The sequence below is a fragment of the Pseudoalteromonas sp. S558 genome (assembly GCF_005886635.1).
Lineage (GTDB): Bacteria > Pseudomonadota > Gammaproteobacteria > Enterobacterales > Alteromonadaceae > Pseudoalteromonas > Pseudoalteromonas aliena.
In genome coordinates, this window is record NZ_PNDU01000012.1 from 40,727 (window position 1) to 55,919 (window position 15,193).

Genomic DNA, 15,193 nt, shown 5'->3' on the forward strand with positions numbered 1-15,193 from the left:
GTCTAAATTTGATTCTAACGACCCATTCCAATTTAATGACATAGTTAAAATACAGTTAAACAGCCGCTAATTAAATTTCTTACTTAAGCTTTCAAAGAAACGCCTTACAATGGCCAAATAACACCATAAGTGCTGAAGTATAGCCATGGTAAAAGTGCGAAATCAATGTAAGTACAGAAAATAAGAGAGCTAGATTAAAGCGTAGTGAAGCGATAAACGCAAACATATCAAGAGTAGTACTCTGTAACCACACATTCGAAATGCTCGGTATTTTGTTAACTATCTCTGTATAGCTCACAGAAGGTAATAACATCAGCAATAACGTCAGTAATATAATCGCTATTTTTCTCAAGGTAGCGTTCATATAACTCTAGTTTATTGACGTTACTTCGAAGTTGAATCTACCTTTATTTTGTTTAATAAGATTTGCTATTTTACGATGTAAAAATAGAACGCTTGGACAAAGCAACAAACAGGAATTTTCTTCCTTAAATATAATTACCTGACACATATAATGAAAACTTATTAAAGGTAACAGTTTTTAGCGAAAATAATCGCCCATAATTTGATGTTCATCATTTCCTCGTCTATTCATATATGAGTAGTTTTTAAATAGGTAAGTAAATGAACGAAACTAAAGTTAACACGGGTGTTGATCCCTTAAATACTGATTTTACAATAGACAATGCGTTTTTGGCGCAATTGGTTGATTGCTTGCCTATGGGTGCAATGATAGTGAATGCTAAGGCTCAAATTCTTTTTGCAAATGATCAACTGTCTGAAATACTTGGCTACACTGACTCAGAGCTTATAGGAATGAACATAGACAGTTTACTTCCTTCACAATTTAAATCCAATCATACACATTTAATGAGCCAGTTTTTTGCAAAGCCTAGAAAACGTTTAATGGGTGCAGGTCGTGAATTGTTTGCCAGTCAAAAAAATGGCGCTCAAATTCCGATTGAAATAGGCTTAAACCCAATACGCGGAAAACAAGAATTAGTATTAGCAACGCTGGTAGATATTTCACAAAGGCTTCGTGCTAATAATATGTTTCAACGCTCTATTCAGGCTGTACCACATGGGGTTTTAATAATAGATAAAAATGGCATTATTCAATCAGTGAATAAATCGATTTGCTCCTCTTTTGGTTACAGTGAAGAAGAGTTATTAGATAAAAAAATGGAAATGCTATTACCAAAACGCTATCAAGGACATCATGCAGGGCTGCGTTATTCATTTCATCAAGCGCCCAGCATAAGAAGTATGGGAGTTGGAAGAGACTTAACCGCGCTACATAAAGACGGCAAAGAGTTTCCTGTAGAAATAGGTTTAAGCCCTTTTGAAAACACGAATAGTGAAGACATGGTATTTGTCTCGCTATTGGACATTAGCGATCGAAAGAGAATGGAAGTAGAGCTAAAGGAAAACAATACTAGCCTAAAGGAATTTACTTATGTGGCTTCCCATGACTTACGTTCTCCATTGAGAGGCATTTCTAATTTAGTTGAATGGATTAAAGAAGATCTGGGGACAACGACAGATGAGGTACAGCACAATTTAACGCGTATTGATGAACGTATTTTAAAAATGGAAACGTTAATCGATAACTTATTAGACTATGCAAAAGCAGGTAAGGCCACACTGGATACACAAAAAATCAATATCAATAAGTTGGTCAATAATGTAGAGGAGTTATTAGAATTTCCTGTGGGTATAAAGCTTAAAAAAGACATTCAACTCGACAGTATTGTGTCTGCATGGACACCACTTGAAACTGTTATTCGCAATTTGGTGAGTAATGCCATCGGACACCATGACCGTGAAGAAGGAATTATTTTAATTCGATCTGTTGCAGAGAATACTCTCTGCCATTTAACCGTTTCTGATGATGGACCGGGAATACCAGAAGCAGCTTATGAACGTATTTTTAGCTTATTTCAAACGACAACTTCAGGCGAAAGACAAGGGGCTGGTATTGGCTTATCCATAAGCCGACGGCTTACAGAAGCGCACGGAGGAAAGCTTAATGTTACGTCGAATCAACCACAAAGAGGAGTAACATTCCATGTTTGGTGGCCTCGTTTTGCAAGGAAAGAAATCAATGATTAAGAATCTGACAATATTACTCGTAGAAGACGATGATGTGGCTGCAGAATCAGTTATGCGCAGCTTAAGAAAAGTGGAGCCTGCAATTAAAGTCAACTGGAAACAAAATGGGCAGTTGGCCCTTGATGCATTACGAGAACAGGATCAATCAGGAAGGATAGCTGAACCATATTTGGTATTACTAGATTTAAATATGCCAGTGATGAACGGGTTCGAATTTTTAGAACAGATTCGCCTTGATATAAAGCTGCACGATACTGTGGTATTTATTCTTAGTACGTCAAACGAAGACAGTGACCGAACCCGAGCGTACCACAACAATGTGGCAGGCTACATGGTAAAAAGTTCTATAGGCCCTCAGTTTGCTAAGTTAGCAAAGCTTATGGATGCATATATGAATGCGATTGAGCTCACATAGATCGTTTTGAGAAGAGCTATGATTATGATGAACAGGGTAAATACAATGGAAAAATTTGATCTGTCCGATAGCGTTAACCTTCTCATTGTTGATGACGATAGTATTGATAGGGAGCTAATACGTCGTATGGTCTCTCGTTCTAGTATGCAAGCTAACATTTTTGAAGCCTCTTCGTTAGAAGATTCTATGTCTTGTCTAGAAAAAAAAGAGTTTGATTGTATTATTGTTGATTATCGGTTGGGGATCAGTTCAGGGCTTACCTTACTCAGTAACATTAGAAAGTCTGTGAATCATCATTGTGCCGTTATAATGGTCACGGGCCTAGGCGATGAAAATATTGCAGCTGAAGCTATGCGACTTGGTGCAAGTGACTATTTATTAAAAGATAAATTAAAGAGTACTCAACTTCTGCATTCTATATCTAGCTCAATTCAACGAGCCACGTTAGAGAAAAACCTCCATAATATGGCACATTATGACAGTTTAACGGGGTTAGCCAGTCGGCCAACCTTACTCGAACAGCTTAGCAATGCGATCGCTTCTGGGCAGACACTCGCTGTTGCCTATCTAGATTTAGATAATTTCAAACCCATTAACGATAAATACGGGCATGAAATAGGAGATTTTGTTTTAACAACCATCGCCAATCGACTAAAGCTTATTGCTCGTAAAGAAGACACCCTTGCACGTATTGGAGGTGATGAATTTGTCCTGCTATTAAAAGGATCCTTACACACAAATCAAGAATATGAAGATCTTCTGCAAAATGTTCTTATTGAGATCAATGACCCTATTCTATTAAAGGAATACGCTTGCTCAGTACAAGCGTCAGCAAGTATTGGAGTGGCTCTTACCAATGATGCTGGTTTAAGCTGTGATGATATTCTACGCAGAGCAGACCAAACTATGTATCAAGCTAAGACCTTAGGTACGAATAAAGTTCTATTTTATGATCCTGAAGAAGAAAGCCGAAGACATGCTAAACATACTCTACTAATGGCCGCCGAAAAAGGGATTGCCCGTAACGAATTTATTTTACATTATCAACCAAAGGTAGACATGACAGACCAGCGTTTAATAGGCGTTGAAGCATTAATACGCTGGAATCATCCAACTTTAGGTTTGCTATATCCAGCTGACTTTTCTGATGCACTAGAGCATCCCTGTATTGGGATTTTAATGGGTGAGTGGGTGCTATGCGAAGCCTTAAAACAACATGAAATTTGGCAAAATACACAGCTAGCCATGAGTGCTAATATCTCTCCAGCACATTTACTCAGTGAGGGTTTTGTCGAAAATTTAAACGACCTATTATTAAGTACACATAGCATGGGATCTAAGACACTAGAATTAGAAATTCTAGAAAGCACAACAATTGGAAACATTGACCAAGCTGTAGATGTGCTTGAAGGTTGTCGTAATTTAGGGGTTAGTATTGCCTTAGATGATTTTGGTACAGGCTATGCCTCTTTAAGCTATTTAAAAAAATTACCATTAGACACTTTAAAAATAGATAAAAGTTTTATCAAAAAACTCCTATCAGACGGTGAAGATAGATCCATCGTCACCTGTATTGTGGCGCTCAGTCAAGCGTTTGGCTATAACCTGATTGCAGAAGGAGTAGAATCTTTAGAGCATGAACAGGTCTTAATTGATATGGGGTGCCGTCTCGGGCAAGGGTATTATATTGCCAAACCCATGTCTGCTGATAGTATGACCGCATGGATCCAAAATATGGTAAAAAAGCCTATCCATTAAATTAAATATCTACCCTATATTTTGCTTAATAACACTAATTTTTTGAATAACTGAAAAAGCATAAACTAAGTGTATAAGATCATATGAAGAACTGGGTATCGGAGTTTACCCAAAAAATGTAGAAGGAACGTTGTAAATGTGCATTCGAATAACCCTAAGTTCATCGTAGCCTCAATTACGCTATCCATAAAACAAAAATATTTTATAATGTAACTTAAAAGTTGCGAGTAAAGCATATTGTTTGAAAGAAACTAGCCACTGATTATCAGTTCAATTTGGCATCGTGTTGATTACACGCAAAGCCTAAATCTTGCAATACCCAAACTAGGTTCAAAAATAATTAGCGGATTCTCTAAAGTATGAGCCGTAATCGGTTAAATTAATGCTCATTCACTTAGGCACATAACCAAAACACTATTTATACCAATCTACTTATATATGGGGTCTATTTAACGTTAAGAAAATTACGCTAGAACTAGGCAAAGATTTATGCAGGTTGGTATTACCATCCCCCTTACGACACTATTATTGATTTCATAAATAACAAGCAATAAAAAGCCCTACATTTGGTAGGGCTAAGTAATACTTACTGTAACTGCTATTTATTAGAGAGTGTTAAAATTCATAACTAAAGCTTAAGCTCAACTCTCTCGGTGTTTCTTGAGAACGTATTAACACATCATTTTGATTAACTTCAAAATTTTGTCCTAACATATTCTTCACCTTAAATGTCAGCGTGGTGTTAAAGGTAGGGTAATAACTATAGACCATGTCTAACGAGTTTAAAGGTTGCTCGTAAGCATCATCAAAGTTATTAACACCCGCAGCTAAAATACGATCACCAAATACATTATAGATAACAGAGGCTTGATGCATGCCATCATGCGAATCGTAATTCAATTGTAAATTAGCAACGTATTTTGAATGACCTGTCATGCGTCGTTTTAGGTTTGTCAGATCGCCGCGCTGCTCCTGTGCAATTTCAACTTCTGAATCACTGAGTGTTAAGTTACCAGAAGTAAAGAAAGCACCGCCAAGAAAATCACTGTGCAACTCAGTTAACCATTCGGCTTCAATACCATAAACATAGGCTGTATCAGCGTTATCAAACTGCAGGGTGAAACGGCCATCACTTTCAGTTAACAGTGCTTCAATTGGTTTATCGATATCTTTATAAAAAGCGCCAACAGAGTAGTTATCGCCATTGTCCATATAAAATTCGATACGCGCATCAAAGTTATCTAAAGCGCTAGACTCTAAGAATGGATTACCTAGAGTACGGTATCCTGTAAGCGGATCTTGGAATTGAACAGGACTTAGCTCACGTAAATCAGGGCGAACAACCGTACTGCCATATCCAAAACGAATTTGATATGCCTCTTGGCTATACGTCATAGATAGTGAAGTAAAATAATCATCTTCCATGACACTTGCTTGTTCTATCGCATCTGCACTTAGCTTGTCAGCTAGCAAAGCAGGATTAAATGCTGAGCGAGAAAAAGCTAAAGCAACTTGGCGAAAATCTTCATAGCGTACGCCACCACTTAAGCGCCAATCTTGAGCAAACGTTATGTCAAAAGAGCCGTAATAAGCATCAATCATTTGCGCTGCAAGATAATCATCGGCTGTTGGTTCTTGGAATAACAACTCGACATCAGTTGAATCAATAACAGAGTCATTAGCAAAAAAACTGCCGATTGACAGTGCTTCATCTTCACTTTGCGCGAGCTCTAAAGCTTGAGTTTGGCTAAAGCGATAGTTAAAAAAGTCGGTACGGTAGTCACGTGTTTTTTCTACAAAATAACCGCCACCCGCAATTTCAACTTCGGCATTGTCAAAGTAAAAAACTTTATTTACATTAACGCCCCAGTTTTCTACATCGTCTTCTAACTCAACAAATCGATACAAATAGGGATTGCCCCCTAAGCTACCGTTGTAAAATGTGCGTTTATATTTACCATCAAGGTATTCATCACGAACCGTTACTTTAAGCTCGCCTGGGATACTTGTTGTTGCTGTAGAATCAGTGTATTGCCAATCAACACCTACACCTTGCAAAAATCCCCACTCTAAATTATGCGTACCACGAAGCTGAAGTATTTCTAATTCGCGCTCTTCAAAAGAGGTTAAGTGGCTGCGCTGTAATTGACCAGCATCGATGCTTAATGACTTTGATGGCTCTTGGTACAATGCAACAGAGGCTTCATCTTCAGTGTCTCGCAACATCATGTAGGTTGCAGTTAAATCATGGCCCTGTATTTTATACCCTAAATTTAAAGAGCTATTTAACTTTATATTATGCTTTGTCGACACTTCTTTTTCTGTTGCAGAGTAGCAGGTAAAGTCATCTTGTGAACAAGCAGACTCCGATGCGTCAACTGAAGAAAGGACTGCGCTAAACTTTTCAGCATTTGACCATTCATTTTCATAAGCAACTGACGCTAAAAAACCAAAAGATCCATCTAAGCCAAATAAGTTATCAAAACGATCGCCGTAGACCGCTTTAATACCGGCATCAGGGTTCAAGCTTTCTTTTTCCAAGCCAAAGTCTCTTGGCAACGCTTTAGCTAAACTTTTATTTAAATCAATCGCTGCAGCTTGACCTATATCAGCTCCCGTGCGCTTTGATTCTACGTCTCTGATATTTCGGTATGAAATATCAGATAAGCCATTAATATACGTATTTAACGCTGTTTTAACGCTATTAGGTAATGCTCGCGTGCCATCATCTTGGCCAAGCCAATCATCACTGCCGCCATTATATGTATAGCCTTCGTCATTTGTATCTTTATAGCTTGCGCCAATTTCGACTTTAAATAACGTATCACTTGGAATGCTTTTTGTTCTAATGTTAACGTCACCACCACCAAATGCTGCCGGCATATTAGGTGAGTAGGCTTTTTGAACAGCCAAAGATTCAATAATACTTGATGGAAAAATATCAAGTGGAATAACGTTTCTTGTTAAATCAGGGCTTGGCACTACAGCGCCATTTAAACGCACACTTGAATAACGCTCACCTAATCCACGTACATAAATAAACTTATCATTAACTAACGACAAGCCTGTAACACGACGAAGTGCCGAAGCGGCGTCACTGTCACCCGTTCGAGAGATTTGCTCAGCGCCCATTATATCAGCGACGAATGCCTGATTTTTACGCTCATCAATAACTGCGCTCGCACTCCCTTTAAGACGCGTGCCTGTTGCAACAACTTCTTCTATAGCCTCATCATTTATTATTTCTTGTGCCTGTTCAGCGAAAGAATGAAATGAAGAAAAAAGGGAGAGCAGCGATAAAGTTATTAGATTAGTTTTAAACTGCTTTTGATGTTTCATATTTATATCCTCTAAACCTAAAGTTCCCTTAAAAAAGGCGCCGTAGCGCCTTATAATTAGAGCCGGTCTAGATTAATTACTAGCGCGTTGTAAAGATGCAGCTACAAAACTAGCCCACTCGCTTGACTCACCTTCTTTAAGCGCACCAATGTAGCCTGCGTTAGTAAAGAAAGCGTTAACTTCGCTCATGTCTTTAGCCGTTGTTGCAACAGCAGTACCTTGTGAATCAGTAATAGTTGCAGCAGTTGAAACACCATCGGCACCAAGCACATTTGCAAAATCAGCAAAACCAATTAACTGGTTATTATCGCCACCTGTAAACCAAGTGCTTACATCAAAACTAGCTAATGAACCCGTTAAAGCTGTATTTACGTTTTCAAAGTTTTTACCACAGGCAAAAATTGAGCTCATAAATGCAATATCGCCTTTATTTGCATTGGCATGCACACCTGCATCGCCTGATTTGTCTTTTTCATTGTATAAATCAAAACAACCGGCACCATCTACAGATGACGAGTTTACAAACAGCATGTTAGCTAATTGCGCCTTACCCCATTCTTTCATTTCCATACCGGCACCAGTACGGCGTCCATCTGCGCCTTGGTCACCCGTAGTTACAACCGTTGCATTAGCAATCGTTGGGTTAGAAACGGTTGTTACTAAATCTTGAGCGTCTGCTGATAATGGATCTACCTTTGCGCCATCTGTTTCAAAGCCATGGTTACCATATTCATTTGAACGAACAAGAATAAATTGTCCAAAACCTTTCCAGCCTTCATCCCAGTCAATGCCGTCATCGCCTGTATCAGTAACAACAATATGCTTAAGGTTAACGCTGCCACCAAATAGCTCAATACCATCATCGAAACCATTATGTACATGCACGTAATCAATGGTTGTACCTGAACCGACAGCATTTAGAGTTAAACCATTGAGTTCATCACCTTCAACACCAAAGCCCGCATATTTAATAACGATATGCTTAAGGATACCGCTGTTATCTTGCGGATCATTACCACCGTAGTAAGATACAATACCTTCAGCAGAGTGATTACACATGTCTTGTGCAGCAGCTGCTGTTGTACAACGAATAGAATGGCCACGACCATTTACCTGTACGCCACCCCAGTCACCAATTTGTGCTGTTGTTGAATCATCGCCATCAACTTCTTTGATACTTGTGAAAATAATTGGCTTATCTACTTCACCAATTGCTTCAATATTTGCGCCACGTGCAACACGAATAAAACTCTCAGGCTTAGTAAAAGCAATTGTCGCACCGGCTTCAATAGATAATGTAGGGCCATTGCCGTCAATTGTAGCGCCTGTTGATGTGTCTACATCATCACCAATAAATAACGCACCTTCAAACACATGCGCACCATCGTTATCTAATGCAGAAATGACAAAAGAGCTGGTGATTTCTTTAGCATTGCTTGCAAATGCTTGGCTATAAAGACAGTTAACGCCTTTGGCCTCACCTGTAAATGTCGCGCCATCTAATGTGTATGTAGCACACGTAACAGTTTCACCACTGTTACCACCTGGGTTAGTCACCGAATTGTCTACACTATTGTCTACACTGTTATCAGCAGTTGTAGGTGTAACGTTAATATCACCACCACAACCAGTAAGTGAGATTGCAGCAGCTACTAGGCTGACTTTAAATAAACCAGATAATTTCATTGTTCACTCCGTTAAAGTATTTAATTATTTTGTTAGCGTTTTATTAAACTCAAGTCACCTAAGTACATAAGTTGATGTATTTAGGTCACTTGAGTTCTTAGCTGCGACTACCTTACGGGAGCTGTATGACAGCGCCGTTACACTTTAATAAACATAAGATGACAACGTTAATTTATTAAATTCAAATGGTTACTTAAAATAAAACGAAAAAACCGCCTAAAATAAATTTAAGGCGGTTTGCATAGTGCGATTATGAAATTGGTTTTTTGCTATACAAATAACGTGTTAAATAGGGATCAAAGTAATGCCGTTCTAAGTGTTTCGGCATGTACTTTTTCACGCTTTACATACTTGATCCATTGCTGCGCTAAACGCTGAGATTTTTTGTGTTTCTCAGCTTGTTCAAACGCTAAAATTGAGGCATCGAAATTTTGTAAATTATACTGCGCCATACCAAGAGCAACAAAGGCATTTGATTCAAAATCAAGTGAGCCTTTATCTAGTGCTTTACGCGCAGCGTCGGCCGCCTCTTCATATTGCTCAGTATTGACATACACTTCCGCTAAGCGTTGATCGTACTTGCCATTAACCGATAAATCGGCTGCCTTAACAAAGTATGCAATTGACTTATCGTCTTCTTTAGCTTGGATCATGGCTTCGGCTACAAACGCGTAATTTTTTGCCGTTCTCTCAGCAATACCCGCCTCAATTGCTTTACTCATAACTACGCCTGCTTTGTAAGCTAAACCATTGTATAAGTACACTTGAGCAAGTTGACGTAAATCAGATTTTGAGGTTAAAAACCCTTGTTGATAAGCAGCCTCAATAACAGCAAGTTGCTGTTTCTCTTGCCCTGTTTCACCATACATACCCGATAACTGAATCCAATATTCTGGCTTGTTATACAGCTTTACCATACGCTCCAATACTGCGACTACTTTATCAGTTTGATTAAGCGAGTAATGCATTGCACGTTGTAATACCAACCAGTTTTCTTTAGGTGTTTTACCTTCATCATCACTTAATTTTATTACTTTAGAAATATACTCCAGCCCTTTATTGTAATCTTTTAGCTGATAGTAGGTTTGTGCTCGTAATAAGTAATAACTTTCGGTGATGGGTTTAGTATTAATGTCATCCCATTTATCTAAAAATGAAATCACTTTTTTGTAATCACTGTTAGCCATTGCCAATTGCGCTAAGCTAAATGTAGTGCTTACACGCAATGACTCGGGAATTCCTTCCTCTGCAACTACTTTTTCAAACGAAGCTATTGCTTTTGGTAAGTCGTTTTCGTTGTAATAAATAAACCCATAAAAGTTATGCATCATCGCAATTTCGTATGAATTCATACTTGATGAGCGCTCATTGATGGTATCTAGTGCCTCAAGCCCTGCTTTAACGTCGCCATCGTCAGCTAGTTTTTGCGCTCGCGCCAATTGGCTGTACACCTTTTCACGCAATGCAGGCACTCGTTTAGTTTTTTGCTCTTGCGCTGCATTGGCTGTGGCGACATCTACGCTGGGTAAAATGCTCAACGCACTAGGAGCAATAATACTTGTACTTATTGCTGCGGTGCAAAAAAGTGTTAATTTCAAAAGTTTTGCTACAGGTCGTAATGTTGTCATTGATTTCATAATCATCTCACTTTTCGAACCATTTATTCGTAGGTTTAATTAATCGCTAAATTAACCACTGATCTGGAAAGAAATTTTGTTCTGAACACCCGCAACTTCAACGGCTTCGCCATTCACTACGCGTGGTTTATATTTAAATTTAAGCGCTGCATCCATAGCCGCTCTGTCAAACAGTGACTCAGGCTCTGCTTTTAAAACATGAGGTTCACGCACAGTGCCTTGCTTAGTTACTGTAAATTCAACAATAACGTAACCTTCTATACCCCGTGATAAAGCACGGCGTGGGTATACAGGGGCTACTTTTACAATGGGTAAATATTCACCGTCACTTGAGTCCAGTGATAAGCCACCCGATAGGTTTACATCCGCATCCACATTTGCTCCAAAGTCAAAGTTATTAGCATTTGCAGTCGCATCGCTACTTTGCATCTGTGGTGATTCCATCGGCGGCGGTGGCTCCTTTGGTGTCGGTGGTTTTTGTGGTTTTCGTTCTTTCTTTTGTAGGCTCTCTTCTTTTTTAAGCCTTACAAAATCAAGTACATTGCCCTTAGCAGGCTCACTCATTGCCCCTTCGCCACCGGTGATCAGTGCTTGCATGCCTAAAAACAGCATAAAAGTCACTACACCGGCTACAATTAATGCTACTAAATAACGCATTACTAACCCTTATGCTTCTTGAGCTGCAATCGACACATCAAACACACCAGCGGCGCGTGCTGCATCCATTACTTTAATTAAAGTATCGGTTGTAGACTTTTTGTCTGCCTGAATGACAACACTACCTTGTGGGTTTTCAGCTTTTAAGCGTTCAATATTTGCTTGAACTGCACGTATATCAATTTGACGCTTGTTGATCCAAATTTCACCTTGATCTGAAATAGCCACTAATATGTTTGCACGTTCTTTTTTTACTGCTGTTGCAGCTTCAGGGCGGTTCACATCTATACCGGCCTCTTTTACGAACGACGCTGTTACAATAAAGAAAATAAGCATAATAAAAACAACATCTAGCATAGGTGTCATGTTTATTTCTTCAGCCTCATCTTCTTGCATTAAATTACCTAAAGGTGCTCTCATTTTATTCTCCTAGAATAAGCGACTGTATATAGCCGCTTATCAAAATATACTTAATGGTCTAATACCATGCTGTCTTCAAGAAGTTCTACTTCGCGTTTTGCTTTACGTTGTAAATACGTTGAGGCAAATACACCTGATAACGCACCCACCATGCCCGCCATTGTTGGAATAGTTGCTTTAGATACACCCGATGCCATTGAACGGGCACTGCCCGTACCTGTAATTGCCATAACATCAAATACTTCGATCATTCCGGTTACGGTTCCTAACAACCCAAGTAGCGGGCATAACGCAACCATTACATTAATTAAGGGTAAATTAGTGTTAAGTCGCATGCTCGCTCGCGAGATCATTGCTTGGCGTATTTGCTCAGCATTCCAACTGTTACGTTCTTGGCGAGTAGTCCATGTGTTTTTGACATCTTTTTTATAACCACGAAAGCCATTAAAAAAATAAATAAATCGCTCAAGTATCAATAACCACATCGCGAAGATTAACACCCCGATGACCAAGAGAACTTGGCCACCAGTGTCGAGAAAATCACGGATAGCATTGATTGAGTCAATCAATAGCACCATGGTTTATTCTCCTTTCTCACTTCGTTGGGCTATAATTCCCGCGCTCTGCTCTTGTAAAATAAGCAATAAACCTTTTGAGCGAGTATTAAGTAGTGTGTATATAAATACAGTAGGGATCGCCACAACCAAACCCAGTACCGTAGTGACTAGTGCTTGAGAAATACCACCCGCCATTAACTTAGGATCCCCAGTACCAAATAATGTGATTGCTTGGAATGTGTTGATCATACCGGTTACTGTGCCGAGTAAGCCCAATAGCGGAGCAACCACTGAAATAATTTTGATAAGTGTTAAATTACGAGTGATTTTTGGCATTTCACGTAAAATAGCTTCACTTAATTTAAGCTCAAGCGTGTCGTAGGCTACATTTGGGTAATCGTCTTTTACTTTCATAACTCGACCCAATGGATTGTCATCTCGCGCTATATTATCCTTTAACTGACGACGGATTTTGCCACCTACCAGTAGTAAAGATACAAAGCGCTCAATCGCAATTAAAAGTGCCAATAGACCCACACCTAAAATAACGTAACCAACGGCTCCACCTTGATGTACTTGCTCAACGGTGTCTGGGGCTTGCACTAATAAACCTAAGATTGAACCACCCGTTGGGTCTAGCGCAAACTGCACAACACCACTTTTGGCATTTTGTAAATCACCCGCTGTCGCTGTATAACGAGATACAGGTTGGCGAGTAAGCTCACTTAGCGTATTTGTAACTGGGTTATACTCTACGTATTTACCGTTCGAGATTAAGTTAAAAGCACCTACTCGCATTACTTCTTGCTCTGCTTTATTACCGCCTTCAACTATAACCGTGGTAGTAAAGCGACTTACTTTGCCCTGCTCTGTCATTTCGCGTTGTAATTCGTACCATACTTTTTCTATATCTTCGATTGATGCAAGCTTTGAAGTCGATCCCATCTTTTGAGCAAGGTCGTCCATAAATGCACTACGACCTGGTAATTGTGCAGATACCACAGACGTTGCGAACTTATTGCTCGAATCACCTGCAACTTGCTGCAATACACCAAATAGCTCTTTGAGTGAGCCCATGCGCTTAGATAAAGTGTCAGTTAAATTTGCAAGCTTAACTTCATTTTCTTCAAACTGTGTTTCTAATCGCTCAGATTCAACAAGCATTTGATTACGCTTTGCTTGTGTGTCTTTTAACATTTGTACTTGTTCGTTTTGACGTGTGGCAAACATTTGTTCACGCTGTTTATTTTCTGCAGTTTGAACAGATTTTCCTTCTTCTAGCGTTTTAAGGAGTGAATCAAGGTTCATTGCCTCAGCAGCTACACTGGCACCGGCAAAGCTAATACTTGCAGCAAATAAAGCCATTTTTGTCATTTGTGTAAACAATTTCATTTTTAACCTCTTATTTTGCTGCATGTACTGGCAGAGTTAACATATCTGGGGCAAGTTGCTTGCGCGCTATGCGTAAACCTTTGTTGATTTGGCTTATTGTTGAATCAGCTAATGCTGTAAACGATTTTGTTTGTGCATCCCAGCTACCGGCTTTTTTACCATCACGTGTTAAATAAATAAGCTCTAAACGGCCGATACGTAAAAAGTCCACTTCACGCTCTTTTCCACTTACCTCTAACAACGCGGTATACGCTTCAATTGTACGGCCGTAATCAACTTCGACCTGGTAAGCTTCAAGTACGCGACGAAATTTTTCGCTTGACGTAATATCAGCGCGATCCATCATGGTTTTTAAAGAGGCTAACCGTTTTGCACGCTCATCTTGTAAAAATGGCACATCAAGCGATACAAATTGCTCAAGGCCTGTGATCATACGCATCATTAATGGTGTAATTTGACGTTCAATAATAGAAACCTGATCCATTGACAGATTTAAGGATTCCATTTCTTCTATTTGATTATTTAACTGCTTAGTTAGCTGGGCGTTGTAAACAGCTAAGCCATCAATCTCTTTATTGAGGGTTTTAAATTGCTGTAAACGACCTTGCATTGAATCTGCAATCTTGTCTATTTTTGTTTGTGATTGCGCAGCTGATTTATTAATTTCACTGCTTTTATCAATAACCTTATCTAAATCGTTTGCGTGTACTGCTGCACTTGCGGCCACAATACTAGCTAAGATTAATGGTTTAACGCCTTTCATCGCATACACCTTTACTCGTTAATTAGCGGATTTGCTAGTTTGTTTTTTAAGGTCATAAACTTTGTAATATAAATAATTTATGACTTTAGAATTTCAATGAGCAGGAGTTTATAGATAAAACATGACAAGGATGTTGCGTAAAAAAGTCGATTTTATGACAGTGGTAACAATAAAGACTTACAAAGGGGATTTGACAAAAAGAAGGGATATTAATTAATCAAACACCCTTCAATTTATGTGTTTTAATTTAAATTTGTTCAATCTAGGGGCGATTTAATCGCGGCGTGAGGTTTGTAATCGAGTGAACTAAGTAAAAACCGAGCAACAAAGAGTAAATCGTCCCTAGGTAGAACCCAAAGGGCAGCGCATGTTTGGCATTTATGCTGCGTTATCGCCTATTTATGGGGAATAACCACACTACATAGGCGCTGCCTTGCCTAAATACCAAACCGCCTGC

General features: G+C 39.1%; 11 protein-coding genes. 3 read left to right on the forward strand and 8 right to left on the reverse strand.

The window, feature by feature from the left end:
* The first annotated feature begins 624 nt into the window (after window positions 1–624).
* The 3 genes from CWB66_RS01005 to CWB66_RS01015 are packed head-to-tail and all read left to right on the forward strand — an operon-like array spanning window position 625 to window position 4,285.
* The gene (locus CWB66_RS01005; RefSeq protein ID WP_138584000.1) at window positions 625–2,112 is read left to right on the forward strand and encodes a PAS domain-containing sensor histidine kinase; all 1,488 of its coding nucleotides are present in this window, start codon (window positions 625–627) and stop codon (window positions 2,110–2,112) included.
* Entirely contained in the window at window positions 2,105–2,527 is a 423-nt protein-coding gene (locus CWB66_RS01010; protein WP_138584001.1) for a response regulator, read from the forward strand. The genes CWB66_RS01005 and CWB66_RS01010 overlap by 8 nt, the downstream gene beginning before the upstream one ends.
* Before the next feature lie 45 nt (window positions 2,528–2,572).
* Window positions 2,573–4,285, forward strand: coding sequence for a GGDEF domain-containing response regulator (locus CWB66_RS01015; protein WP_252371697.1), 1,713 nt, complete (start codon window positions 2,573–2,575; stop codon window positions 4,283–4,285).
* A 615-nt stretch (window positions 4,286–4,900) separates the two neighbouring features.
* Here CWB66_RS01015 and CWB66_RS01020 read toward each other — a convergent pair.
* The 8 genes from CWB66_RS01020 to CWB66_RS01055 form a co-directional block, all read right to left on the reverse strand.
* Window positions 4,901–7,624: a TonB-dependent receptor plug domain-containing protein gene (locus CWB66_RS01020; protein WP_077535313.1), complete on the reverse strand. Its 2,724-nt coding sequence runs from the start codon at window positions 7,622–7,624 to the stop codon at window positions 4,901–4,903.
* A gap of 72 nt (window positions 7,625–7,696) precedes the next feature.
* The gene (locus tag CWB66_RS01025; RefSeq protein ID WP_077535312.1) at window positions 7,697–9,310 is read right to left on the reverse strand and encodes a beta-helix domain-containing protein; all 1,614 of its coding nucleotides are present in this window, start codon (window positions 9,308–9,310) and stop codon (window positions 7,697–7,699) included.
* A gap of 296 nt (window positions 9,311–9,606) precedes the next feature.
* A complete protein-coding gene (locus CWB66_RS01030; protein WP_138584002.1) occupies window positions 9,607–10,947 on the reverse strand; it encodes a tetratricopeptide repeat protein in 1,341 nt (446 codons plus the stop codon).
* 51 nt (window positions 10,948–10,998) lie between these two features.
* Window positions 10,999–11,604, reverse strand: a complete 606-nt coding sequence (locus tag CWB66_RS01035) for an energy transducer TonB (protein ID WP_138584003.1) — start codon at window positions 11,602–11,604, stop codon at window positions 10,999–11,001.
* A gap of 9 nt (window positions 11,605–11,613) precedes the next feature.
* Window positions 11,614–12,024 carry an ExbD/TolR family protein gene (locus CWB66_RS01040; RefSeq protein ID WP_077535309.1) on the reverse strand — a complete coding sequence of 137 codons (411 nt, stop codon included), beginning with the start codon at window positions 12,022–12,024 and terminating at the stop codon, window positions 11,614–11,616.
* A gap of 50 nt (window positions 12,025–12,074) precedes the next feature.
* Window positions 12,075–12,602 (reverse strand): MotA/TolQ/ExbB proton channel family protein, encoded by a 528-nt coding sequence (locus tag CWB66_RS01045; protein ID WP_077535308.1) that lies wholly within the window; start codon window positions 12,600–12,602, stop codon window positions 12,075–12,077.
* A 3-nt stretch (window positions 12,603–12,605) separates the two neighbouring features.
* A complete protein-coding gene (locus CWB66_RS01050) occupies window positions 12,606–13,973 on the reverse strand; it encodes a MotA/TolQ/ExbB proton channel family protein (RefSeq protein ID WP_138584004.1) in 1,368 nt (455 codons plus the stop codon).
* 10 nt (window positions 13,974–13,983) lie between these two features.
* On the reverse strand, window positions 13,984–14,736 hold the full coding sequence (locus CWB66_RS01055; protein WP_138584005.1) for a DUF3450 domain-containing protein: 753 nt from the start codon (window positions 14,734–14,736) through the stop codon (window positions 13,984–13,986).
* Window positions 14,737–15,193 lie beyond the last annotated feature (457 nt).